22 protein-coding genes and 1 pseudogene are annotated in these 24563 nt (G+C 41.4%); all 23 read right to left on the reverse strand.

All coding sequences use genetic code 11. From position 1 onward, the window contains the following. Positions 1–460: 460 nt before the first annotated feature. A complete protein-coding gene (locus LKD48_RS13085) occupies positions 461–1102 on the reverse strand; it encodes an ATP-binding cassette domain-containing protein (protein ID WP_262536796.1) in 642 nt (213 codons plus the stop codon). 63 nt (positions 1103–1165) lie between these two features. Further along, positions 1166–2053: a hypothetical protein gene (locus LKD48_RS13090; RefSeq protein ID WP_294689300.1), complete on the reverse strand. Its 888-nt coding sequence runs from the start codon at positions 2051–2053 to the stop codon at positions 1166–1168. Further along, positions 2040–3185, reverse strand: a complete 1146-nt coding sequence (locus LKD48_RS13095) for a hypothetical protein (RefSeq protein ID WP_308732226.1) — start codon at positions 3183–3185, stop codon at positions 2040–2042. Before LKD48_RS13095 ends, LKD48_RS13090 begins: the two co-directional genes overlap by 14 nt. A 58-nt stretch (positions 3186–3243) precedes the next feature. Beyond that, complete coding sequence (locus LKD48_RS13100; RefSeq protein ID WP_308732227.1) at positions 3244–4062, reverse strand: hypothetical protein; 819 nt, start codon at positions 4060–4062, stop codon at positions 3244–3246. Positions 4063–4417: 355 nt separating this feature from the next. Beyond that, positions 4418–4699 (reverse strand): hypothetical protein, encoded by a 282-nt coding sequence (locus LKD48_RS13105; RefSeq protein WP_262536804.1) that lies wholly within the window; start codon positions 4697–4699, stop codon positions 4418–4420. A 171-nt stretch (positions 4700–4870) separates the two neighbouring features. Then, complete coding sequence (locus tag LKD48_RS13110; RefSeq protein WP_308732228.1) at positions 4871–5050, reverse strand: hypothetical protein; 180 nt, start codon at positions 5048–5050, stop codon at positions 4871–4873. Positions 5051–5244: 194 nt separating this feature from the next. After that, a complete protein-coding gene (locus LKD48_RS13115) occupies positions 5245–5607 on the reverse strand; it encodes a type II toxin-antitoxin system HicB family antitoxin (protein ID WP_262536933.1) in 363 nt (120 codons plus the stop codon). Continuing rightward, a pseudogene (locus LKD48_RS16560) lies at positions 5591–5680 on the reverse strand (toxin HicA); the annotation flags it as partial. The pseudogene LKD48_RS16560 and the gene LKD48_RS13115, both read right to left, overlap by 17 nt. A gap of 155 nt (positions 5681–5835) precedes the next feature. Beyond that, positions 5836–6072, reverse strand: coding sequence for a hypothetical protein (locus LKD48_RS13125; RefSeq protein WP_118614958.1), 237 nt, complete (start codon positions 6070–6072; stop codon positions 5836–5838). A gap of 154 nt (positions 6073–6226) precedes the next feature. Further along, on the reverse strand, positions 6227–6706 hold the full coding sequence (locus LKD48_RS13130) for a DUF1700 domain-containing protein (protein WP_308732229.1): 480 nt from the start codon (positions 6704–6706) through the stop codon (positions 6227–6229). 21 nt (positions 6707–6727) lie between these two features. After that, on the reverse strand, positions 6728–8575 hold the full coding sequence (locus tag LKD48_RS13135; protein ID WP_308732230.1) for a hypothetical protein: 1848 nt from the start codon (positions 8573–8575) through the stop codon (positions 6728–6730). Between the two features lie 4 nt (positions 8576–8579). Next, positions 8580–9815 (reverse strand): lipopolysaccharide biosynthesis protein, encoded by a 1236-nt coding sequence (locus LKD48_RS13140; RefSeq protein ID WP_308732231.1) that lies wholly within the window; start codon positions 9813–9815, stop codon positions 8580–8582. Continuing rightward, a complete protein-coding gene (locus tag LKD48_RS13145; RefSeq protein WP_066560336.1) occupies positions 9812–10696 on the reverse strand; it encodes a LicD family protein in 885 nt (294 codons plus the stop codon). The genes LKD48_RS13140 and LKD48_RS13145 overlap by 4 nt, the downstream gene beginning before the upstream one ends. A gap of 12 nt (positions 10697–10708) precedes the next feature. Further along, entirely contained in the window at positions 10709–11716 is a 1008-nt protein-coding gene (locus tag LKD48_RS13150) for a glycosyltransferase family 2 protein (protein WP_308732232.1), read from the reverse strand. A 26-nt stretch (positions 11717–11742) separates the two neighbouring features. Further along, the gene (locus tag LKD48_RS13155; RefSeq protein WP_308732233.1) at positions 11743–12804 is read right to left on the reverse strand and encodes a zinc-binding dehydrogenase; all 1062 of its coding nucleotides are present in this window, start codon (positions 12802–12804) and stop codon (positions 11743–11745) included. A gap of 41 nt (positions 12805–12845) precedes the next feature. Then, positions 12846–14012: a class I SAM-dependent methyltransferase gene (locus LKD48_RS13160; RefSeq protein WP_308732234.1), complete on the reverse strand. Its 1167-nt coding sequence runs from the start codon at positions 14010–14012 to the stop codon at positions 12846–12848. Positions 14013–14169: 157 nt separating this feature from the next. Beyond that, the gene (locus tag LKD48_RS13165) at positions 14170–15117 is read right to left on the reverse strand and encodes an NAD-dependent epimerase/dehydratase family protein (protein WP_308732235.1); all 948 of its coding nucleotides are present in this window, start codon (positions 15115–15117) and stop codon (positions 14170–14172) included. Positions 15118–15234: 117 nt separating this feature from the next. After that, complete coding sequence (locus LKD48_RS13170; protein WP_308732236.1) at positions 15235–17088, reverse strand: thiamine pyrophosphate-binding protein; 1854 nt, start codon at positions 17086–17088, stop codon at positions 15235–15237. Positions 17089–17091: 3 nt separating this feature from the next. Beyond that, positions 17092–18429, reverse strand: a complete 1338-nt coding sequence (rfbH, locus tag LKD48_RS13175; RefSeq protein ID WP_227101894.1) for a lipopolysaccharide biosynthesis protein RfbH — start codon at positions 18427–18429, stop codon at positions 17092–17094. A gap of 3 nt (positions 18430–18432) precedes the next feature. After that, positions 18433–19539, reverse strand: a complete 1107-nt coding sequence (gene rfbG, locus LKD48_RS13180) for a CDP-glucose 4,6-dehydratase (RefSeq protein ID WP_408628580.1) — start codon at positions 19537–19539, stop codon at positions 18433–18435. Continuing rightward, positions 19540–20316: a glucose-1-phosphate cytidylyltransferase gene (gene rfbF, locus LKD48_RS13185; protein ID WP_118614984.1), complete on the reverse strand. Its 777-nt coding sequence runs from the start codon at positions 20314–20316 to the stop codon at positions 19540–19542. Between the two features lie 181 nt (positions 20317–20497). Then, positions 20498–22045, reverse strand: a complete 1548-nt coding sequence (locus LKD48_RS13190; protein WP_308732238.1) for an ABC-F family ATP-binding cassette domain-containing protein — start codon at positions 22043–22045, stop codon at positions 20498–20500. 31 nt (positions 22046–22076) lie between these two features. Continuing rightward, on the reverse strand, positions 22077–24509 hold the full coding sequence (locus LKD48_RS13195) for a homocysteine S-methyltransferase family protein (protein WP_308732239.1): 2433 nt from the start codon (positions 24507–24509) through the stop codon (positions 22077–22079). Positions 24510–24563 lie beyond the last annotated feature (54 nt).

Genomic DNA, 24563 nt, shown 5'->3' on the forward strand with positions numbered 1-24563 from the left:
CATTGTCTAATTATTCAACAAATTTTCTTAGCCTGCTAACTGACCTTTATAATTGGTAAGAATTAGAATCGTTTAACATCAGGCTCTCCAGACGACAGGATGTTTCATTTGATAGTTACAATGGTTATTACTATGATATTCATTGTCAGTCACGTTCTTCATCCGTCAACTGGCATTTTCCTTTAATTTCTCAATGTGCAAGTTAAAAGAATGTGATTTTTTCCCGATATAATAGCATAATTTTTTTAATTAAATGTGCCTTTTATGCTTTTAGATCTGTTATATTCAGAAGATATCGACATTAAAGATTTAGAAAAATATTTTTTGGCTTCATCCCAATGGCAAGCCCCTGGGGTTTCGCCTAAAAATTTTATAACTTCTGATTAAAAATAGTAAGGTGCTCTGACTGCTTTTACATCAAATCATAAATCATACTTGTTTCAATTTTCTTTGCTGCACCTCATCCACGCACCTCATGCCCAATAATCTTCCCATGATCGAATCGGAAAATCTCGTCACACAAAATATCAATATCCTCTTTGCTGTGACTGGCAATAATGATCAACTTTCCCTGATCTTTCTGTTTTAGCAGCACGTTTCGCATCTCCTCCACACCTTCATTGTCAAGTCCGTTTAACGGCTCATCCAAAAGCAATATCTGAGGATCTTCCATGATAGCCTGTGCAATGCCAAGGCGTTGACGCATTCCAAGTGAATATTTTCCAACATGCTTTTTGCTATCCGGATCCAATCCGACTAGCTTGATTGTCTCACGGATTCGTTTGCTCGTGATTTTCCCGCGAATCATTGCCATCAGCTTCAAGTTTTGAAATGCCGAATATTCTGGCAAAAAGCCCGGTGTCTCAATGATTGCGCCTATATCATCAGGAATGTCAATCTCTTTTCCAACCTGTTTTCCATTTACTTTTATCGTTCCCGACGTAGGCTTAATAAAACCAAGTATCATCTTCATCAGCACTGTTTTTCCAGAACCATTTCTTCCCACAAAGCCATATATTTTTCCGGGATAAAATATGCCAGACACATCCGATATTACGGTCTGCGTGCCAAATGTTTTTGTCAAATTTTCGATTTCAATCATTGCCGTTTCCTCCGATTTTTGTTTTCCTCTTTTTACACGATACTATCTTTTTTCTCGTTCCTGCTATACGGTAATATCCTTTCGTCTCGTTCCTATACCGGCTATGACGAATAAGACGATACAGATTATCACATTTGCAGGAATAATAATGTTCTGATTTAATGGCCGTTCCATCCCCAGAATCTTCCAGTGTTCAATGCTGCTCCAACTGACTGGCGAAACATAATACATCCAATAAGCTTGAAGTACAATCCAGCGCACCACTGGATCCAACAAAACGAAAAAGCTCGCCACAATACTTCCCAATCTATACTTTCCAGACAGCTGGTTCACCGCATATATCAAAAAGCCAATTCCCGTAAAAGACAGCCATGCAATCCCAAAGGTCATCCACTGGGCAGAATCTGGATATATGGTCTGAAGCACATCTTTTGAAAACGTCAGGCTTCCCATATATGAATTTAAAACATCTACATCTTCCACCAAGATACTTTGAACCACACTTCCCCAAAATGGTTTGAATGTGATCACTGGTATCGATATCACTGCGCAAATCAGACAAAAATAAAGCAAATACACCGCAGATGCCACCATGATATAAAAGCAATTTCCAAGCCACCATGCTTTCTTTTTGCTTCGCGCAATCACACTGTAAAGCGTTGTATCACAAAATGGTGCATTGCAAAACAACACAATCACGCCAAAATAGACCATCACCTTTAACAGCCCATTTGCAATGGAGGCATCAAAAAACAAAAATGGAAGCAAGAATGGAGTTACCGTCTTCTTCATAAAAAGTGCATATCGAATCAGTCCACTCATGGATTGACCTACCAAAAAGCCCTCCATCAAAAATACAAACCATACACGATAATCATGTTTCCACTTCAAAAAGTTCGTCATCATAATCGAAACAGATCGTTTCAAAATGCCTCTTTCAGTATATACCATTCTGCACCTCCAATCCGGTTACCGCATCCAAATACAAATAGTCATTTACATTTGTCCCTGATACATCTGTGCCAAAGCAAATCTCCCAGCACGGAATGATGGAGGCAGAAGCACCTACTACTTTCTCATTTTTCTCCTCCACATTTATATACTTCTTATGACTGTAGCACAGCTTTACAGAGAGAATCTTAGATTGGTTCAATTTCTGTTTCTGCAAAATGGCTGCTCCCATCGAATATGCCTCCTGTGCCGAAATGATTTTCTGTTCTTCCTTTTTGGCCTGTGAAAGATCAAGCGCTGGCATGCCACTATTTGCATAAAAAATCTGACCATCCGCATTGACAAACAACTCTATCCACGGAAAGATTGGCGAATAAAAACGTTTTTCATCCAGTTGCTGCTTATAGACAACATAGTAAGCTTCCTGCTCTTTTGTCCACTGCTTCACATTCCATGTGCCATTCCACGGATCAGACCCTTCGATATATTCCGATCCCGGTGCACAATAAAAGCCCTCTCCATATTGTTTTGAGGCATCTTGCTGAAGCTTGCGCAGCGTCTCATAATCCATCGCAAATGCATTTTCAAACACCGCAGGAATCTCTGCATCGGCCATCGCCTGATCACAAATCTTTATTACTTCTTCTCTCGATAACTGATCGAAATCTTTTTTCGGAAAACGCTCTGCCAGCTCCGACAATAAAAATCGTCGTTTATGATCTTCTGGTTGTGTGATATTCAAATATCTTAATGCATCTTCCGGATCAATAGTATAAAAGTAAAAACTAATATCTCCAAAGTTCAGTTGTATCTCCGTACTTTCTTCTGGTATAATAAGAGACTTTTGATCATGTTCGTCACATACCTTATATTTTTCAATTTCTTCATCGCTCAAATCAGTAAATCCCCTCGCAATATTTTCTACTGTATATGGAATGACCGAAACATCATTGTACGCAAATGCAGTTAATTCTTCCACTGTTTCCAGTTCTACCTCTGCAGCTGCCTCCTGATAATCACCCTGTAAACGATCCTCTGCACTCATATGAACTGAATGGCAGGATGAAAGCAGACATCCACCGCCAAGAAACATTCCTATCATCATTTTTTCAATCTGTTTTTTCGTTCTCATACATGCCTCCTTACTACAATTCCTACGATTTCACGTTCAATACAATCATACAATGCTTCTAATCCATTCCATTTAAAAAGCGCTTTTGCATCACAGCTTTCACACACTTTGCTGCCGCCAGCGAACAAATCGTAAAAAATACGACATGATAAATTACTTCACCAACTGATGCTCTTCCCGGTTCGGATGTAAGTGAACTGTAAGAAAACATCCATGGCAGCGCCTCCGTAAAATAAAACAAAAGATAAAACACAAAAAAGCCCGCTCCAACTGCTACATACTCATCTGGTTTCAAAATGGCGACTGCCGCTGCAAGATAGCACACTGGAATAATAGACATTGCAAGATTAAAGCTCATGAGAACCAGGTAAATCCATGCGGCCTTGCTGTTCATAAGTGGCTGAAAAATTCCATACAATGAACTGCCACGTGTTTCAATCGTCATGAATGGATTCAGGAATACGCCGGCCAGCAAAAATCCCGTGATCATGGTAACAATTATGTAAGCTGCAATCGCAAGCAATCTTGCATTCATCATGCTATCAAAATCTGTTCGCTGCCGAATATAAGGTAAAACATGATTTTTAATGTCGGATGGAAAGGTTGTCACCGTACAAATACTTGCCGCAATTACATACAAGGACTTATACCGATCAAATACCAACGTGATCTGAAGCTGATCACAAATACTTTGCTTTAACTCTGCGGGCCAACTGATCGAATCAATTGAAATCAAATCCGACACGGAAATGACTGCAATCATGGCAACAAGAAAGAGTCCCGTCATCAATCGCCTCACCGTGAACAATCGATATAGCTCCGCCAGTAACATTCCTTTTTTCATTCTCTTTCGCTTCATTTTTTTCTTACTTTTCAATCGTTATCGCCTCCCGTTTGTTTGATCGTTTGTTGTTTGATAACTTTTTATTTGATGTGTTTATCTTAAACTAGTAACATGACAATTCCCTTACTTTTCGGTGACAGTTTTGTCACTTTCAGTTTTTGTTTTTCTTCACAGAATCTTTTCTTCTTACAACAATTCACATACTCCTATCTATTTCCATATACTACCAAACGGACCAATTTCAACGTTACGCTTAAAATCTGCGCTAACTTTACGTTCTTACATTTCGAGCCGATAAAGTTCATAATACCACCACATAAAAGAAAAAGATTCTGTAAGTTTCAAACAGATACTTACAGAATCCAAAAATTCCAAAAATAAATCAAGCTTATTTCCGTCTTCTCCACGAAACCAATTTGACATTCAAATATGTAAGCAATACAATTGCTAGCACAATACTTAATCCAATTGCAACATAATACATACTTTCCCCTAATGGATAATTGATTGCAAGATTCGACAGCATTTCTCTTTTTTCAACTGCACTTAATCCACTCAAGTCCACTTGAATTGGGATCACATTTAATTTCAAAATAAAGCTAACACCATACAATCCCACATTAATGAACATAGTGAAAACATATACTATCTTTAATATTCTTTCTATCACTTAAATTTCCCTCCACGACTTGTTTTCATTCTTTGTATAGACAATTCTTTCATCTATATTTTATATCAGCAGTATGAGAAAATCAAGTGAAGGATTCAATTCCGAGAAAGTAATTCGAAATGCCGCTTGCACAGATCTTTTTTGTCGGTGCAGGCGGCATTTCTTCTACATTTAATCAGAATTTTTTGACTCAACCCAAAATTCATACCATTCACTGTCATTGCAAATTTCGAGTTTTCGCCAATGAGAACACTCCAAGTACTGATCTGTATGATTGGTAATCGAATAACTCATAAATTCGTTGCGGTTTGGCACTAACTCAATTCCCATCTCAGCTGCATCCTGAACCACATACGGACTTCGATAGCTTTCTGAATGGTCCTTTGGGACAACTGAAATATCATATTTTGTCAGGAATATTTGTAGTAGACTGCATACGAAAACTAGCAAATATTTTGCGCCGATAACGATACACCTCCTATCATGTATTATTTCTCCTCGGCAAGTTACTTCATTATGGTGATTGAAACTGCTGTCTGCAACTACTATTTTGAATATACTGCATCATTTTTTGAGAGAAGATACACGCAATATTGATTCATGCTGATACCTTCCCTCTTGGAATGTTCTGCAAGAGAACGATGCAAGCTGCGAGGTATTCTAAGCTTAAATTGTCCTGAATATTCCTCCAAACTGTCCGGCTCGTGAATTTCGATACCATCTTCAATGGCAGCTTCTAACCATGCCTTCTTAGCATCCAAAGCATTTGCAACAGCGGATTCTACTGTTTCTCCACAGGTGATACATCCCGGAAGCTCTGGAAATGAAACCACGAAACCGCCCTCATCCTTATCCTCTACAATTTCCATACGATAGTTCATTATCAAATAATCATTCAGCGTTTTCATCATTTACCGCCTCACTTTCCACAATCTGTTTTACCATCTCTACATACACTTTTTTAATAGGTTCATGCCTCGGTTTTGAATACCTCCTATCTATATTATATATGGTATCATATTTGGTGTCAATATTATTTCTGCACGTTTACGAATATGTAAAGGAAACGGGCGCAGGAATCCTCAAGGATTCTCGCGCCCGTTTTCTAAAACTACTCTTCGCAATACTCTTACATATTACTGTCTCTTGCAGTTATCGGCTGCATTTCGTGCCTGATAGGATTTTGCGGCATTTCTGGAATTACTGGCATTCTTCCACTCGTCTTTTGAATTTTTCTCTGATGTGTCTTTATCTCTGTGACAGTTAGTTGCAGAATTTTCTTCCTTTGTACTGTGGCAGTTTACCGCCTGATTTCGATATGAATCCTGTTCCTTCTTGTTGTAACTGTTTTCTGAATCGCTATAATTTCTCATAATAAAAACCTCCTGATGTGTAACTAGATTGAAAAAGGCTTTCGCCTTCACATCTAGTATGGCACCAGAAGGTTTGTTTATGCATGACATTTTCCTCATGTTTTTTGCATGTTTTCTATCATGCTTTTACGTCACATTTTTTCTGTCACGTTTTTTATTTATTTGATGAATTTTTCACCAGATAATACACGGCTGCCACTGCCAGTACAACAACTGCCGGTTTGAATAGGATTGCTACGAGCTTAAAGATAATGCTTAATACAAGAAAAACAACTGCTACAATTGCTAAAATCGCAATGGTCTTTGTCACCCAGTTCTTGGATGCAGTCTCTTTCATCCAGCTAAAGCTCCAGCCATCACCGCCAGTTGAACTGTCGTCTGAATCTGTGCTGTAGTTGTAGCTTCCGGCACGGCTGTTTCCCTGCGTGCTTGCCTCACCGGAGGTATCAATAATCGTCTTTGCAATAAGACGCGGACTTCCAAGTGAAGCAAAAATCTCTTCCTCAGACTTTCCTGCTGCTCTTTGCTCACTGATATAGTCATTATAGTATCTTACATTTTCCTGAATGATGCGCTCTTCCACATTTCCACGAAGCGCCTGCTCTAACTCTGTGACGAATTCAATTTGTGTCATAAAACACCTACGCCTTTCTGCTTATTGATAGACGATCATCTCAAGCTGATAGCTTTGCTTCTTTCCATCAGCCTCTGCGATCTCCTTTTTGTCACCTGTTACATTATCCTCTGAGCGATAGATGGATACGGCATAATCACCATTTGCCTGTGTCACTTCAAACACCGCTGTATAATATTCACCCGGTGTAGTCGGCACCCCATTTAAGTTCGCCGTAATGATGCGATCCTCAAGCCAGCCTGATGTTTCCCAATCTTGCTCATAAAGAATTTTATCATCACTGTCCTTTACTGTCAGCTTCACGTATCCTTTGTTGACACGATCATTGACACCAGCGACAAAGCGAATCTTATCAATTGAATTGCCTGTTGCACAGAACGTCTGGCTCACCTCATCACCAAGCTCACAAAGCTGTACCTGGCTGTACACATTTTCAACTTTATATCCCGCATATGGTGCTTTGAAATATGCCATCAGACACACAAATGCCGGAACGACAAAAATTGCAACACCACCAATAAAGCGAGTGCGCATCCAACCCATGCAATTGACTTCCTGTGCAGGATTTTGTGCACAATACTTTGGATGCTTAAATACAGCATATACAAGCATCATCATTGTAAGAATTGACAGGCAAAGACTTTTATCAAGCTTTGCAATCAAATCCTCCATCATGAGCTCAGTACCGATGTTTCCATTTACAAGAGATCGTAAGATGCCGTTATTAAACATCGCCTGATCTACATTGTTAGGAATCATCTGTACATTAAATATGGTATAAACTAACATAAAAATCAAGTCCAAAATCATAAAAATTTTCGTATCTTTATGAAGGAATGAACTGATAACCCAAAATGGTACGGCAAACAGCAGCCACTGCGGATGCCACTTTGACAAACCAAACAGTACAAAGAAGGCAAGACAGCAGATATAAAATATCGTATTAACGAAATTTCTGTCATCTGTCGGCTTATTGAAATAACACCATGCGCACAATGTACCAAATGCCAAAACAGCAAAGCTGACCTCATAATGGAATGTTGATAATTCAAATCCTGTATAGTATCCTGCATTCATGATGTAGCCTGTCGGACTGCTGACTGCATTTCCGCCAAATCCAAACACATATGCCTGAAATACCGGGCTGTTTCTGTAAACAAAAAACTCCAATACAAATGGCACCATAAGCAGCACGCAGGATGCAATAATCTTCCATACATTTTTCTCACGATATAAAAGAAGCGGTGCAAAGATTAACAGCGCTGAATATTTAAATGTCATCGCAATGGCAAACCAGAAAATAAACCAAATGTCCTTCTTCTTTAAATAATAGTAAACGCCAAGAAGTACACAGAATGTCATGATGATGTCATACTGGCCAAAGATAAACTGCGCATAAAAAGCAACTGGCATAGTAAGGCATGCATATGCACAAAGCTTTGATTTCTTGCTGCCCATTCCGGCAAGGATGGCAATATGATAAATCAACACACCGCTTGCCACATAGATCAGACATGGTAAGAGCTTTGCCCATAAAATAGCAAGAACAGGCAGATTTTCCGTTGGAAATGTCACGACGCCAAACAGACGCATCGGAATATTCCAGATGGCAAAGATAAGATAAAAGCTTGGCATGTATGCCGGATGAATATCAAATGTTCCGCAATAATCATAAAAATCACGGAAATGACCATTTAAATAACCGTAGCTGCAGCCTGCCGTATGCAAAAGATCGGACTGCTGAAAAACTAAAAAGCAAAAGACTGCGATTGCAGCAAATGCTACATAATCCCAGATAAGAAGCGGCTTTTCAGCAATTGCATTTACTGAAATACTACGTGCCTGACTCTTTTGATGTTTCTGACTCATTTTTTCACACCCTTTCTTTTCGCTCATTTTTTGACAATGCCAAAAAGCCAAGCATTGTAATTAATAAGAACTTAACGACATTGACTGCAAGAAGTCCCCATACAGCACCCCAGATTTTGTAAAGGTACATAGCAGGAACTACTGCTGCAAAGAACAATACTGCATAAATCACACCCATGATCAGCTGATAACGCTCTGGTGCAAATCTAAGCACAACTGTCATCATTGTATTACTCATAAAGAAAAATACCTGTCCGGCATTTGCCAGCAAAAACAGATTTTTTACTACATTGTAATCCTCTCTGTAAAAGAGATATACGTAAATATGAGAACCAAGTGTTGTTCCAGCAATCAATATAACTGCAAGCGCTGACAATGCAGCAAATACACCAGTTAACATCTTCTTTGTGATTTTTCCCTGATAGCGTGCAAGATGACCTGTGATAACACCATTTAACGGTGTTGAGATCAGAGAACTCATCTTTCCGACAGTACTTGCAATAAAGAAATAATAGGAAGCTGCATCTCCGGCTGTCATAGGAAGCACAACACGGTCTGTGTATGTTACAAAATCTGACAGCAGATATGCCGATGACAGTGACACACATGTTTTTGCATCTTCCCTGAAAAATTGACTCTTTTTAAAAAATGGCTTTTTAAAGATGCTTCCTGTGATTGTGACAAACAGCAGTCCAAACACCTCTCCTAAAATAAAGATGCTTACCCAGGAATGACTAATTCCATACAGCGCCATGCCAATCGCATAACCTACTGCAATAAAAAGATAATAGAAGAAAAAGCCTCTGTAATTTAAGCTCAGTCTATATTCTACATCTGCATAATAGCGCACTGTTGTCACAAAAATAAGTACGCCAATAGAAATAGGAAGAGCACCTGCTGTATCTTTTTTCACACAAATTGCCACTACAGTGACAATCGCACATAAAAGTGCTGTGAATACAAGAAAGCGATTGTAATCACCATTTTTTGTCTCATGACGTGTAGAAGCTTTCATACGGCCATAATTGATTCCAGAACCAACTGCCGATGCCATCAGACCCATGATTGCTGTAAAGAACAACATTTTTCCGCTTCCTTCAGCACCCATACGGCTTCTTAAAAACGGATATACCACAAAAGAAAGCGTCATATTCAAAATCATCAGCCCGGCAAGACTGTAAACCATATCCCCCGCAAATCGGCGTAAGCCTGATTTTGCTTTTGGCTGCTTTTCTGTCATGAATTTTTCTCTCCCTTTTCGCTGTATGATAATGTGACAAATTTAGGATCACAATGAACAAGCTCTCTGTCTCCCGGAGGCGGCGGTGTCATGTAATCGCCATAAAGCATTGTAAGCGCCTCATGATATCCGCAAGGACCAGGAAATTTCTCTCCATCAACCTCTAAATCAACTGCATGGTCAAACCACTTCGCCTGATAAATCTTTCCCAGATCTGGAAACAGGCAGTTGCTGTAGTAGCAGCGCTTATGCTTTTTATTTTGACCGCGCTCCATCTTGCTGATTGCATCATACCAATGAACAAGTGTCTTTACAGGGAAGATGCGTCCGATTACAGAAAGAATAGCAACTACTGCCTTAGATGCACCCTTATACTCTGAAAGGTCAAGCTTATAACGGCGTCCCATGCACATGCCATACACAAGAATCAATAAAGCATGACAAAATTTGTGCTTTAACATGTTGTCTGAAACATCATCCACTATAAAAATATCTGTTCGCATATGATTATGAATGCCATTTCCATAATATTTTTGCTCTGCATTATTTTCGCGCATAGTTGAATCAAGCATCACAACACGCGGCACAAAATCATAAAATGCACCATTTAATTCATCTGGCTCCACATAGACAAAGCCATCCTTTAGTTCGGTACGTGCTACCTTGCGAAATACCTCAAAATCTTTTCTTGTCATAGCGATATCCGCGTCATCATCCCACGGAATATCAGATTTCTCACGCACAGCACCTATAAGATTTCCGCTGTCTAAAAAATAATTCAAATGATATTTCTCACAGACGCGCCCTACCTCACGGAAAATTATATGATTTCCCTCATGAATCAGTTTAAGCGCATCTTGTGTTGTCTTGTCAAATTCCAATTTTTATTCCTCTCATTCGGCTTTCTGATTTTTGCAGCCATCTTCTGCTTCCTTGTCATCTGCCTCATTTTCTTTTTCTTTCTCGTCTAAAAAATTCAGACGTTCATCTTCCACAACAAGCGGACGCTTCTTTACACGATCATTGATGCTCATAATATATTCACCAATTAATCCGATAAAGAACAGCTGTATAGAACCAAGCAGACAAGTAACAATTAAAAGCGGTGCCATACCTGCTGGGAAATTGTCCCAAAATAAAAGCTTTAAAATCAGATAAATAATTGCAACTACCAGACTGATACAGCCAACTGTCATACCTATAAAGGTCGCCAGTCTAAGTCCTACTTTTGTATAAGAAGTAATGCTAAGCATTGCAGCATCATATAAACGGTAGAAATTATTGCTTGTTTTTCCTGCACGCCTCTTTGGCTGCTCGTAAGGGATTTCCTTTCGTTTAAAGCCAAGCTCTGCTACGATTCCTCTTAAAAATGGTGTTGGGTCGTTAAGCTCTCTCATGACATTGATAAACTTCTTATCATAAAGACCAAAACCTGTAAACTGCTCAATCTGCTCAACATCAGAAAGTTTCTTGATTAATTTATAGTAACAGCCGCGAAGCCAGTACATCAATTTATTTTCCTGGCTGGACTTTTTAATTCCAATTACAATTTTATATCCGTTTTCCCATTCTTTTACATACCTTGGGATCATCTCAACCGGATCCTGAAAATCGGCAGCCATCAGTACTGTGGCATCTCCTGTTGTCTGGAGCATAGCATAGTACGGTGAATTGAACTGTCCGAAATTTTTTGCATTAAAAATTCCCTTAATCCCCTTATCCTCTGCACAAAGCTTTCGGATAATTTCTCTTGTCCTGTCTTTTGAATCGTTATCTATAAAAAGGATCTCATAGCGATAGGCTGGAAGATCCTTTTTAAATGTCTCGCGAAGCGCATCAGCCATCGCCTGAACATTTTCCTCTTCATTATAACAGGGCACTACAATACTAATTGTTTTCATGAAATGTGCCTTCTAACTTTCTTTTATTATTCCATAGTAACCATCACTTTAATTAGGTCGGCAGGCTTGTCTCGCATTAAATACAGTGCATCTTCTATCTGATCAAGTCCATTAAGATGATGGGTGACTAGCTTTTCTGGATGGATTCTTCCATACTTTACCATGGATAACATGCGCTCGATACGTGCACGTCCTCCTTCTGCTAACTCAGTACGGATTGTTTTTCCTGCCATACCGCGTCCTCCGGAAAATTTTGGAAATGGAAGATTTCCTGTTCCGCCAAAATAATTGACATTGGAAACGGTTCCGATACCATAGCGCACCATATCAATTGCCTGCGCAAATACTTCATCGTTTCCTCCGCAGATTATGACACTATCTGCTCCTATTCCATCTGTTCGCGCCATTACCTGTTTGACTATATCGCCATCTTTATAGCTTAAGACTTCTGTTGCACCAAACTCATAAGCAGTCTTTACACAAAGCGGACGGCTTCCTACAGCAAGGATCCTTGCCGCACCTAAATGAGCTGCACCTGCTACTGCCATAAGTCCAATAGGACCAATTCCCATAACTACAACAGTATCACCAAATTTAATATCGGCATTTTGTGCTCCTGTAAATCCAGTTGTCACAACATCTACACACATAAGTGCCTGCTCTAAGCTAACACCCTCTGGAATTTTCGCCAGTGTCGTATCAGCATCTGGAATAAGAAAACGCTCTGAAAATACACCTGGCTGTGTGCGTCCAAGCTGATGACCTGAAAATGGTGCTGATGCATGCTTAAAATTGTGCTCCTGAATGCTTTTTGCCCGCCAGTCTGGTGTGATTGCTGGTACTGCTACTAGCTCTCCCGGTACAAAATCAGTCACATACTCACCAACTTCAAGCACTCGCGCCACACATTCATGACCAAGCACTAGATTTGGTGCCTTTCTTGAACCGCCTCCAAAAACAGTATGGACATCAGATGAGCACGGTGCGACAGCGACTGGCTTTAAGATGGCTCCATACGGAGTCAATACAGGCTCAGGAACCTGTTCATAGCCTACAACACCCGGCTCTTTTAATACAAATGCCTTCATAGATCAATAACCATGCCTTTCTCTTAAAAAGCTTCTCAAAATTACAAAATTTCTTCTATTTTATTGCTGCGGATTGCGAATATACGCACCGTCTTAGGGAAGCGAACACGAATCACATTTGAAATCTCATCTGTGTAACCCGGTGCTGCGATTAAAATCGCATCTGGTACATTCTTAAGCGCCTCATCTGGCGACACAATTATAAGATGTGAAGCTGGTGCATATTTTCCATGCTTAAATGGCGCTGAGTCAATAATATACTCTGCTTTTTCACCAAGACATGTTGTTGCTGCTAGTGTAAAGCCCTGATGACTTGCACCCCAAATAGCAAGATTCTTTCCTGTAAGACTTTCAGAAAGTGCCTTCATCTGTTCCCTGATACTTGCTAAACTATCGCCAAGCGCAGTGATTTCTTTTGTAAAATCCTTCCATGAGGATACCTGAGAAATTGGTGTCTTTGTCTTTTTTACCATCACAGAAAGCGTATCACGGTTGATCATTTCTTTGCTTTCGACAATGAAACCATTCTGATTCAAAAGATATGTCAGAGAATCAAATGTATAATATGCCAAATGATCGTGAATAAGCTCATAATAGGTATTGTGATCTGTAATATATTCAAAGCTTGGAACTGTGATAAGTCCCACACCATCATCTGTCAAATTGTTGTAAAGACAAGTCAGCATCACATCAGGTGATGGCTGATGCTCTAAAAAATTAAAGGATAAAAACGCATCAAACGGTCCATTTGGAAGCTTTTGATCTATAGTTTCTGTAAAATCACATGAAACTAAAAGACCACTCTCCTTTGCAATCTCCGCCAAAGAAGGATCGTGCTCAATACCATATCCTTTAACTGGAAATTCCTTTAATACGCGAAGAAACTCACCTCTTCCGCATCCTGCCTCGATGATTTTCTTTCCCTCAAGCTGATAACATTTAATAAATTCCTGATATTGACGGCGGCGCAGCTCTACCATTGTGGTGGAATAGCCGCCTGCACGAATAACATCGCGGTAATATTCGACTGGCTCGCAATCAAATTGAATCAGACCACATTTTTTACACTGGCACAGCGGCAGATGAATTCCTCTGTCATTTTTTACTTGTTCTTTATCCGGCATGTGCTGTGCCACTGCCGGCATATTGTCAAATGCAATTATCTCTGTATTTGTAAGAGATTCTTTGCATGAAATGCAATTTCCCATAATTAACATGCCTTTCCTGTTTGTTTCAACCCACAGTCGGTATTTTCACGGAGTCTGACTTGTCGAAAATAGTTCTACTGTGACTTGCCTCATGTCAGTGAGGGATACCGATTTTTCTCCGCCCGCCACTGCCGAAGCAACTTCTTGTAACGTCTACTCACATAAGCATCTTTTTAATTCCCTCTTCAAAGGAAATCATCTGATGAAATCCTGTTATTTCTTTTAGTTTTGTGATATCAGGATCTAGTGATGTCACACCTTCTGCGTTTGGCGGCCGCTTGCCATACTGGCAGGTGCCTTGTCCGCCGCACAGTGCTCGTATCGTCTCAATATATTCGCGAAGCGGCCTTGTATCTTCACCAGCCACGTTATAGACACCTGCCGGTGCATAACCAGTCAAAAGCGTCACAATTACATTAACTGCATCGTCAATATAAAGATAATTCCAAAGCTGTGTACATGCACCAAGCTCCATTATACCGCCTTCTTTGAAGGTGCGCATGCAGCTTTCCACAAGTGACCATTGATGATCGCCAGGACCATAAACAGAAAAGACGCGTGTGTGAATATATGTTATGCCAAGTGCTTCTGCACGCATAATAGCCTCTCTTCCCACCTTAGCCTTAGCCTTTCCATACTCAGAAAGCGGATGTAGCTCGTCTGTCTCTCGCATTGTCGTATTTCGCACGCCATACTCTGCCTGTGAGCCACAAAAAAGAAAACGCTTACAGTGGGCGGCAGCTGCAGTCTCAAGCGCATCAAGCGCATAGACGGCATTCATTGACTGAATATCAGCTAGCTTTCTGTTATCACTTCCAGAGCCATCCCAGCCTAAATGCAGCCAATAATCGGCTCTCCCCAAATCATGAGACCATTTTTGTCCGATTTTGCTAAGTTTTTCAGCATTCAGCGCCAATTCTTTCAGCCCACTCAGCTCACACTCTATAATCTCAAGCAGTTCTTTTTTTATTATCATCTGCTCTAAATTTTTTTTGCCAGCTGAATTGGGACGAATCAGCGCACAAACTTCAAAGCCTTGGCTGACAAGCGCCTGTACGGCATGGCTTCCTATGAAGCTTGTCGCTCCTGTTACTATTACACGCATATATTACTCCTAGCTGTTTCTTTCTGGCAGACTTCTCGACAGACATCTACAATGGCAACGCCGTAAAGCGAAGCGGTCAGGCTTGCCATGTAGACTGTCTGTCGAGAAGTCGTAAAATTACTCTTCGGAAGACCAGCGCATAATACTCTTTAACTCTTCTTCTGGAAGAAATGGCGCTAAATCTTCAAGCGGTGCAGAAACCATGCTGCCATCTGGCATTGGCTTTGATGCTGCCTTTGGCTCAAACTTCTGATCCATATCAACCATTACCTCGCAGATAACAGGTCCATTTATGGACAGTGCCTTCTCGATTCCCTCACCAAGAGCATCGTTGCTGTCAATGCGAATAAATGGGAAACCATATGCCGGCGCTAATTTTGCCATATCTGGGAAACTAAGATCACCGCTGTCTTTTCCTATACCAATAAGCGGCTTTCCAAAATAGTTGTTCTGTGTCTGGCGAATGGAATGGTATCCGCCATTATTGATCAGAAAAATCTTGATCGGATACTGGTGATGGATGATTGTCTGCAGCTCCTGAAGATTCATCTGAATACTTCCGTCTCCTGTTACGCAGATGATATCCTGCTCCTTCTCACCTGTCTCCTTGCAATAGCGCTTATTTGCGACACAAGCTCCAATTGCTGCCGGCAGATCGTAACCCATCGATGCAATAGCTGAATTTGAAATAAAGCGCTGACCTTTCTTTATAACATAGCCATGACCGCCTACAACACATGCAGAGCCATTTCCTACTACTGTAATCTGACCCTCGTTTAAGCGGCGGCTTTCTTCTTTAATAAATGCATACACATTTGCCGGGCTCTTCTGCTCATAATGCTTTGGCTGAACAACAGGATAATCCTTCTTCCATTTTTCACAAACCTGTCTCCACTCATCACCCTTAAATAATACTTCACCATCTGCAAGCTTTTCATTTAAGCGGCTCTCAAGCTTTTCAAGAAGATCCTTTGCATCAGCCCACACCGGCATTTCTACATGAAGAGACGGCTTTTTCAATTCCTCTGCATCAATATCATTCATAATGACAAATGCATGCTTTGCCCAAGCCGGCCAATCATAATTAACCTGACGAATGCTTAATCGGCTTCCAACTGAAAATAGCAAATCACTGTTTTGTACGGCAAAATTTCCAGCGCGGTCACCCATATTTCCAGCACGTCCTGTGTACAGCGGATGCTCATCCTCCATTAAATCAATGCTGTTCCAGCCAGTCACAACTGGAATGCCAAGCTTATCTGCGACACGGCGAAATACATCAAATGCTCCTGCAATACGTATTCCATTTCCGGCATTTAATACCGGACGCTTTGCCTGACGAATTTTCTCGATAATAGCGTCTGCCTGCTCATTAGTAACAGACGGAATCGCTGTCAGATTTTCTTTTGTCGGATCAAAACCTTCAAGCTCATCTGTCTCAACTGTTGCACCCTGCACATTTAACGGAATATCAAGCCAGCACGGACCTGGTCTTCCAGTCTGTGCAAGATAAAGTGCTTTCTCAACAGCATAGCGAATACGCTTTGGATCAATCACCATCTCACAATATTTTGTCATAGGCTCTACACTCTTGCAGATGTCATACTCCTGATCGCCAAATGCACGAATACCAAGGCCTGTGCTTCTTGCCGTTACATCATAGCGTACCTGACCTGAAATAACAAGCATCGGAATAGAGTCGAGCCATCCTCCGACTACACCTGTGATTGCGTTTGTTCCGCCAGGTCCTGTTGTGACACAGACAGCTGCAATGCGGTTATGGATTCTGGCATAGCTTTCCGCTGCAATGGCACATGCCTGCTCATGGTGATTATATACACAGTGAAGTCCCGGCTCATGACCAAGTCCATCATCAAGATGCATTGCACCGCCTCCGGTGATCATAAATACATCTGTAATTCCATTTTGAACAAGCAGTTTTGCAATATAGTTGGATACCTTCATTCTCATAACTTAGCCCTCCAATGCTTCGTGAATTACCTTTGCCATATATTCAATCTTCTCATCTGTCATACCAGGATAAACACCAACCCAGAATGTAGATGTCATAATACGGTCAGTCTGCTCTAAACCACCGACAACACGATATGCCTCTGTTCCACGAATATCATCAAAACAAGGATGCTTTATCAGATTGCCTGAGAACAGCATACGTGTCTGAACGCCGTGTGACTCAATATAGTTCACTACCTTTGTACGATCCACGCCTTCCTTACATGTCATTAAAAAGCCAAACCAGCTCGGATTAGAATGCGCTGCTGCCTCAGGAAGAATCAGCTTATCTGCGCAGTCAGACAAAAGCTCTTTTAAATAAGCAAAGTTATGACGTCTCTTCTCCACGAAAGATGGGAACTTCTTTAACTGTGCACAGCCTACTGCTGCCTGCATATCAGTTGCCTTTAAATTATAACCAAAATGGGAGTACACATATTTGTGGTCATATCCTAATGGAAGCTGACCATATTGCTTATCAAAGCGATGACCGCAGAAATTATCACATCCCGGAGGACAAATGCAGTCACGTCCCCAGTCTCTAAATGAACGCACAATTCGGTGAAGCAGTGGATTGTTTGTATATACAGCACCGCCCTCACCCATCGTCATATGGTGCGGCGGATAGAAGCTTGATGTTCCTATATCACCAATTGTTCCTGTCAGCTTTTTGCTGCCGTCAATCTCATAGACAGAGCCAAGTGCATCACAATTATCTTCAACAAGCCATAAATTATGACGGTCGCAAAATGCCTTTACTGCCTCCAAATCAAATGGGTTGCCAAGTGTATGCGCGATCATCACGGCCTTTGTCTTATCAGACAATGCTTCTTCAAGCTTTGTGACATCAATATTGTACTGAGGAATTGTCACATCTACAAACACTGGAACTGCACCATACTGGATTACTGGTGTTACTGTTGTCGGAAAACCTGCAGCAACTGTGATTACCTCATCGCCTCTTTTTACCTGTCGTTCTCCCAATAGCGGAGAAGTCAGCGCCATAAATGCGATCAAATTCGCTGATGAACCAGAATTGACAAGAGAGCAAAAGCGAACACCTAAATATTTTGAAAACTCGCGCTCGAACTCATCTGTATAGCGTCCTGCTGTCAGCCAAAATTCCAGTGAGCTGTCCACAAGATTTACCATCTCCTCGCTGTCATAAACACGTGACGCGTATGGAATACGGTCTCCCTCCTTAAATTCCTTCTTTGTATTATGATATTTATCGCAATAGGCAGCTACTTGTTTTAGAATTTCTTCTCTCGCCTGTTGTTCATTCATATTTTCAAACATTTATTACTGCTCCTCTCCATCTGTTAAAAAGCTTCTTATCTGCTCTCTCATGCAGGCATTCATTTTATCTGCAAGCTCCTTTGGCTCTGCCAGATGAGTAATCAACATATTATAAAGCTGATACCACTCTACACTCTTTGCCACAGCCTTTTCAATATGCCATGTCGGTTTCCAGCCAAAGACACGCCTTACTCTTGAGCAGTCCAGCTTCAAAAAGCCAGCCTCATGAGGACCGCCGTCACTCTTATTTTGCCACTGCATGCCTCTGCCCCAGCTCTTACAAAACAGCGTAGTTAATGTGCCAGTGTCCACACAATCGCAGTCATCTGGTCCTACATTGTAATAGCCGCGAATGGATGGATCCTCCCACTGTTTCTTTACAATTGTCAGATATAAAAACAAAGGCTCCAACACATGCTGATACGGGCGAATTGAATATGGATTTCTTACTGTCACAGACTGCTTAATCACTGCACTTCTGTAGCAGTCAGGTATAATACGGTCTGATGCAAAATCACCGCCTCCTATAACATTGCCTGCTCTTGCAGTAGATACTGCCGTATCACTATCCGCAAAAAAAGAGCGGATGTAGCTGTGTGTAACCAGCTCTGAACAGGATTTGCTGTTTGAATATGGATCAAATCCGTCCAGCACATCCTCCTCACGGTAGCCCCACTCCCACTCTTTGTTCTCATATACTTTATCAGTTGTAACATTTAAAAATGAACGGACACATGAAAATTGACGTGCACACTCTAATATATTGACTGTACCCATCACATTTGTCTCATATGTCTCACGCGGATTTTTGTAAGATTCGCGTACAATTGGCTGTGCTGCCAGATGAATCACAATCTGTGGCTGCACACGCTCAAATACTTCCTTTAATAATTCAAAATCTCTAACATCGCCAATAACACTGTCCATCTGATTTTCCAGACGGCAAATTGAAAAAATACTTGGACTTGTCGGAGGCGCTAAGGAAACACCTGTTACCTTTGCGCCTGCATCAATTAAAATTCTCGAAAGCCATGAACCTTTAAAACCGGTATGACCTGTGATCAGTATTCTCTTATCACGAAAAAATGACATTTCTGTTTTCTGCATTATTTAGTCCTTCCATGTTTTCCACGGCGCCTTGCCGCTCTCCCACAGTGCCTCTAATCGATTCTTATCACGAAGTGTATCCATACAGGACCAGAAACCCTCGTGAATATAACCCATCATCTGACCATCTGCTGCGAGACGCTCAAATGGTTCTCTCTCCAATGGCTGATCATCTCCGTCAATATAATCAAACACGCCCGGCTCCATAACCATATAGCCAATGTTGATCATACTGCCATCCTTATCTGATTTCTCACGGAATGCTGCAATCTGTCCCTTATCATCATAATCGATTACACCAAAACGCTGTCCTACATTTGTCATGGAAATTGTAGCAAGCTTTCCATGGGAGCGATGAAACTCGCACAGCTCCTTAATATTGATATTTGAAACACCGTCTCCATACGTCAATAAAAATGGCTCATCTCCGACATATTTGCGGATACGCTTTACACGTCCGCCTGTCATTGTATTTAATCCTGTATCAATAAGTGTTACCTTCCATGGCTCTGAATAATTGTCGTGAAGCTCCATAGAATTATGTGCGAGATCAATCGTAATATCAGATGTATGAAGAAAATAATTTGCAAAATATTCCTTGATCACATATTGTTTATAACCAAGACAGATAATAAAATCGTTGAATCCGTACTGCGAATACTCCTTCATAATATGCCACAAAATTGGCTGATCACCAATCTCGACCATCGGCTTTGGGCGGTTTACGCTCTCTTCGCTGATTCTGGTACCGAATCCTCCTGCCAGTATTACAACCTTCATGCTATTACCGTGCCTTTCTTTTTGTTTGGATATCCTGATTCGGTCAAAATTGCCATTTGACCCACTCTCAGTTGTACTAATAATGGACTCATTTTACCATAGTTAAAGCAAAAAAGCAACCGGATGATTCCGGTCGCTTTTCGCCTTAAGAAAACGTTAAGTTTTTGGAAAATACAATTAATTATCTGCAAAAGCTACTGCAATCCCAAATCTGTGCCCCAAGTGCCTCATAGAACTCGCGCTCATGGCAGACCATCAGGATGCTTCCCTTATATTCCTTGAGTGCAGTCAAAAGAGAATCCTTTGCGTCAGCATCGAGGTGGTTTGTCGGCTCATCGAGGATTAACACATTGCTCTGGCGGTTCATAAGCTTGCACAGACGTACCTTTGCCTGCTCACCACCAGAAAGGACACGCACCTGGCTCTCGATGTGTTTTGTAGTCAGGCCGCACTTTGCAAGTGCACTGCGCACTTCATACTGATTCCATGACGGAAACTCCTGCCAAATTTCCTCGAGGCAGGTACGGCCGTTGTCACCGCTCGTTTCCTGCTCAAAATAACCAATTTCCAGATAATCACCCTGATGGACAGTTCCGCTGTATGGCTTTATAAGTCCTAGAAGACTCTTTAAAAGAGTAGTCTTTCCTATACCATTTGCACCTACCATGACTATGCGGTTTCCGCGCTCCATAACAAGGTCAAGCGGCTTTGTGAGTGGTCTGTCATATCCAATCTCAAGCTGCTCTGTAGTAAATAAGAAGCGGCCTGGTGCACGTCCATACAAAAAGCGAAACTCTGGCTTTGGCTTTTCGGCTGCTAATTCGATCACATCCATGCGGTCAAGCTTTTTCTGACGGGACATTGCCATGTTTCTTGTTGCAACTCTTGCTTTATTTCTGGCAACGAAGTCCTTTAACTGAGCAATTTCCTGCTGCTGGCGGTTGTATGCTGCCTCTATCTGTGCCTTCTGTACAGCATGAACCTCCTTGAAGTGGTCGTAATCTCCTACATAGCGGTCAAGCTTTTGGTTTTCCATGTTGTAGATTAAGTTTACAACACTATTTAAGAACGGAATATCATGAGAAATTAGAACAAAAGCATTCTCATACTCCTGCAGATAACGGCGCAGCCATTCGATATGCTTTTCATCCAGATAGTTAGTCGGCTCGTCAAGAAGAAGGATATCTGGCTTTTCAAGAAGAAGCTTTGCAAGAAGGACTCTTGTTCTCTGGCCTCCGGAAAGCTCGGTGACATCGCGCTCTAAGCCAAGTGCATCAAGCTCAAAGGCTCTTGCAACCTCCTCTACCTTTGAATCAATCATATAGAAATCGTGCATTGTCAGAAGATCCTGAATCGTACCCATCTCTTCCATCATGACAATTAGATCTTCCTCAGAAGCATCTGCCATCTCTTCACAGATCTGATTCATACGCGCTTCCATGTCAAATAAAAAGCTGAATGCATTCTTAAGCACATCACGTATTGTCTGACCTGGTTCTAATACAGTGTGCTGATCAAGATAGCCAACACGCACATTTTTTGCCCACTCAATTTTTCCCTCATCTGGCATCAATTTGTTTGTAATGATGCTCATGAATGTTGATTTTCCCTCTCCATTCGCACCAACAAGACCAATATGCTCTCCTTTTAATAAACGAAATGACACATCTGTAAAAATTGCTCTGTCTCCGAATCCGTGAGATAAGTGTTCTACATTTAAAATACTCATATTATCTTTCTCTATATCCTTCTATATATTTTTATTTTGCGCTGCCACTATTTAGCAAACTCTCTGCGTAATATACTGTCTGCATCGCATCCTTGCCATAGTAATCTGCGCCGATCATATCTGCGTACTCCTTTGTCAGTACAGCACCGCCTACGACAATTTTGCACCATGGTGCTACTTTTCTTACCTGGCTAATAGTCTCTTCCATATTTACAACCGTGGTAGTCATAAGCGCACTTAAGCCAAGAAGCGGTGCATGTGTCTCTACTACCTTTTCTGCTACTGTCTCAGGCGGTACATCTTTTCCAAGATCGATCACATCATATCCATAGTTTTCCAGAAGAACCTTAACAATATTCTTTCCGATATCGTGGATATCTCCCTTAACTGTTGCAATTACAACAGTGCCCTTCTTTTGCTGGTCGCTGCCCTTTGCCTCCATAAATTCCTTTACGGCAGCAAAACCGGCCTTTGCAGCCTCAGCACTCATCAAAAGCTGCGGCAAAAACATGGTTCCTTTCTCGAAGCCCTTTCCTACAATATCAAGTGCCGGTACAAGCTCTGTATTGATGATTTCAAGCGGCTCCTTTTCTTCAAGCATCTTCTTTGTCACCTTATAGGCTGGTTCCTTAAGACCCTTGATGATACATGTCTTTAAATCCATACCGCCAGATGTGCTTCCTGGGGCTTTCTTTTCAGATTTATCTGCGGCTTCGCCTGCCTTGACTGTAGTAGATACAACCTTCATAGCAGAATACTTTTCAACATATGACATACACTGCGCATCATAGCCGCCGAGTACGCGGAAGGTATCATATGCCTGCATCATAGCCTGTGAATTTGGATTTACTATTCCTGCTGAAAGACCTGCCTGCATCGCCATTGTAAAGAATGCTGATGTGATGATCTCACGCTGCGGCAGTCCAAAGGAAATGTTTGACACGCCAAGCACAGTACGTCCTCCTTGTGCCTTTATGCGGCGCACAGTTTCAAGTGTAACATTTGCGGAATTACTATCAGTACTCATAGTCATCGTGAGCGCATCAATTACGATATCCTTTCTTGCAATACCATAGCTCTCACCAGTCTTATAAATCTTCTCTGCAATAGCCAGACGTCCCTCAACAGTATCAGGGATACCGTCCTCGTCGAGTGCTAATCCTACTACGACACCACCATATTTTTTTGCTAGTGGGAACACCTGCTTCATGATCTCCTGCTTTCCATTTACGGAGTTGATCATCGGTTTTCCGTTGTATATACGAAGTGCCTGCTCCATTGCCTCCATATTGGTGGTATCAATCTGAAGCGGTGCATCAAGAATACTTTGTAATTGATAAACAGTTTCCTTCATCAATTCCGGCTCATTGATCTCCGGCAGTCCAACATTAACATCAAGAATCTGTGCACCTGCGTCTGACTGCTTTACACCCACCTCCAGAATATATTCCATGTTGCGGTCACGAAGTGCCTGCTTAAACTTTGATTTTCCGGTAGGATTTATACGCTCACCGATTAACATTGGCATCTTTCCAAGCTCAACTGCATGAGAATATGATGAAACAAGCGTCAGGTTCTTATCGGTAAGCGGCTTTGGCATAGCCTCTTTGCAAGCTTCTACAAGTGCCCTAATGTGCGCCGGCGTTGTTCCGCAGCAGCCGCCCATAAGCCATGCGCCTTCCTTGGCAAATATCTTCATATCCTCGGCAAACTCAGCCGGATCCACGTCAAATACGGTCTTTCCATTTTCACTTCGTGGAAGACCGGCATTAGGATTTATAATTAATGGTATTGATGCGCTTTTTGCCAAGCGCTCGAAAATTGGCTTCATTTGCTTTGGTCCAAGACCGCAATTCATACCAAATGCGTCTGCACCAAGACCCTCTAGCAATGCTGTGACTGCCTCTGGTGTCGCTCCTGTCAGCATCTTGCCATTTTCACCAAAAATAACAGTTGCCATAACAGGAAGATCACTGTTTTCCTTTGCTGCAAGCATCGCTGCCTTTAATTCATATGTATCGCTCATCGTCTCGATAAGAATAAGATCAGCACCTGCAGCTGCTCCTGCCTTTATGGTTCTTGCAAATATCGATACTGCATCTTCAAAATCAAGTGTGCCAAGCGGCTTTAAAAGCTTTCCTGTCGGACCTACATCAAGTGCGACGTAGCCATCCTTACCTGTTTCCTCGACTGCCTTTTTCGCATTCTGCACACCTTTTGTTACAATTTCTTCAAGATTATCCGGAAACTTTAACTCATTCGCGCCAAATGTGTTTGCCAAAATGATATCTGCTCCGGCATTTAGATAATCTCGGTGCAATTCTCTTATAATATCAGGATGCTTAAGATTCCAGTTTTCAGGCAGCTCACCAGCTTCAAGCCCGCGTTCCTGCAAAAGCGTACCCATACCGCCATCAAAAAAGACAATTCGCTTTCCCAGTTCATTTAATATATTTTTCTTCATAAATTCCTGTCCTTTCAAAAGCACAAGTTTTTCCTAACTATCCCTGTTGTTTCT

This window comes from Anthropogastromicrobium aceti, assembly GCF_020687335.1.
GTDB classification, from domain to species: Bacteria; Bacillota; Clostridia; order Lachnospirales; family Lachnospiraceae; genus Anthropogastromicrobium; species Anthropogastromicrobium aceti.

Bases quoted from the DNA above. Each gene is read 5' to 3' on its own strand.
- LKD48_RS13130 (WP_308732229.1), bottom strand. From the start codon at position 6,706: ATGACACAAATTGAATTCGTCACAGAGTTAGAGCAGGCGCTTCGTGGA.
- LKD48_RS13155 (WP_308732233.1), bottom strand. From the start codon at position 12,804: ATGAAGGCATTTGTATTAAAAGAGCCGGGTGTTGTAGGCTATGAACAG.
- LKD48_RS13095 (WP_308732226.1), bottom strand. From the start codon at position 3,185: ATGAGAACGAAAAAACAGATTGAAAAAATGATGATAGGAATGTTTCTT.
- LKD48_RS13115 (WP_262536933.1), bottom strand. From the start codon at position 5,607: ATGAAAACGCTGAATGATTATTTGATAATGAACTATCGTATGGAAATT.
- LKD48_RS13150 (WP_308732232.1), bottom strand. From the start codon at position 11,716: ATGAAAACAATTAGTATTGTAGTGCCCTGTTATAATGAAGAGGAAAAT.
- LKD48_RS13135 (WP_308732230.1), bottom strand. From the start codon at position 8,575: ATGAGTCAGAAACATCAAAAGAGTCAGGCACGTAGTATTTCAGTAAAT.
- LKD48_RS13190 (WP_308732238.1), bottom strand. From the start codon at position 22,045: ATGAGTATTTTAAATGTAGAACACTTATCTCACGGATTCGGAGACAGA.
- LKD48_RS13125 (WP_118614958.1), bottom strand. From the start codon at position 6,072: ATGAGAAATTATAGCGATTCAGAAAACAGTTACAACAAGAAGGAACAG.
- LKD48_RS13140 (WP_308732231.1), bottom strand. From the start codon at position 9,815: ATGACAGAAAAGCAGCCAAAAGCAAAATCAGGCTTACGCCGATTTGCG.
- LKD48_RS13090 (WP_294689300.1), bottom strand. From the start codon at position 2,053: ATGGTATATACTGAAAGAGGCATTTTGAAACGATCTGTTTCGATTATG.
- LKD48_RS13085 (WP_262536796.1), bottom strand. From the start codon at position 1,102: ATGATTGAAATCGAAAATTTGACAAAAACATTTGGCACGCAGACCGTA.
- LKD48_RS13170 (WP_308732236.1), bottom strand. From the start codon at position 17,088: ATGAGAATGAAGGTATCCAACTATATTGCAAAACTGCTTGTTCAAAAT.
- LKD48_RS13165 (WP_308732235.1), bottom strand. From the start codon at position 15,117: ATGCGTGTAATAGTAACAGGAGCGACAAGCTTCATAGGAAGCCATGCC.
- LKD48_RS13160 (WP_308732234.1), bottom strand. From the start codon at position 14,012: ATGGGAAATTGCATTTCATGCAAAGAATCTCTTACAAATACAGAGATA.
- rfbH (WP_227101894.1), bottom strand. From the start codon at position 18,429: ATGTTTGAAAATATGAATGAACAACAGGCGAGAGAAGAAATTCTAAAA.
- LKD48_RS13195 (WP_308732239.1), bottom strand. From the start codon at position 24,509: ATGAAGAAAAATATATTAAATGAACTGGGAAAGCGAATTGTCTTTTTT.
- rfbF (WP_118614984.1), bottom strand. From the start codon at position 20,316: ATGAAGGTTGTAATACTGGCAGGAGGATTCGGTACCAGAATCAGCGAA.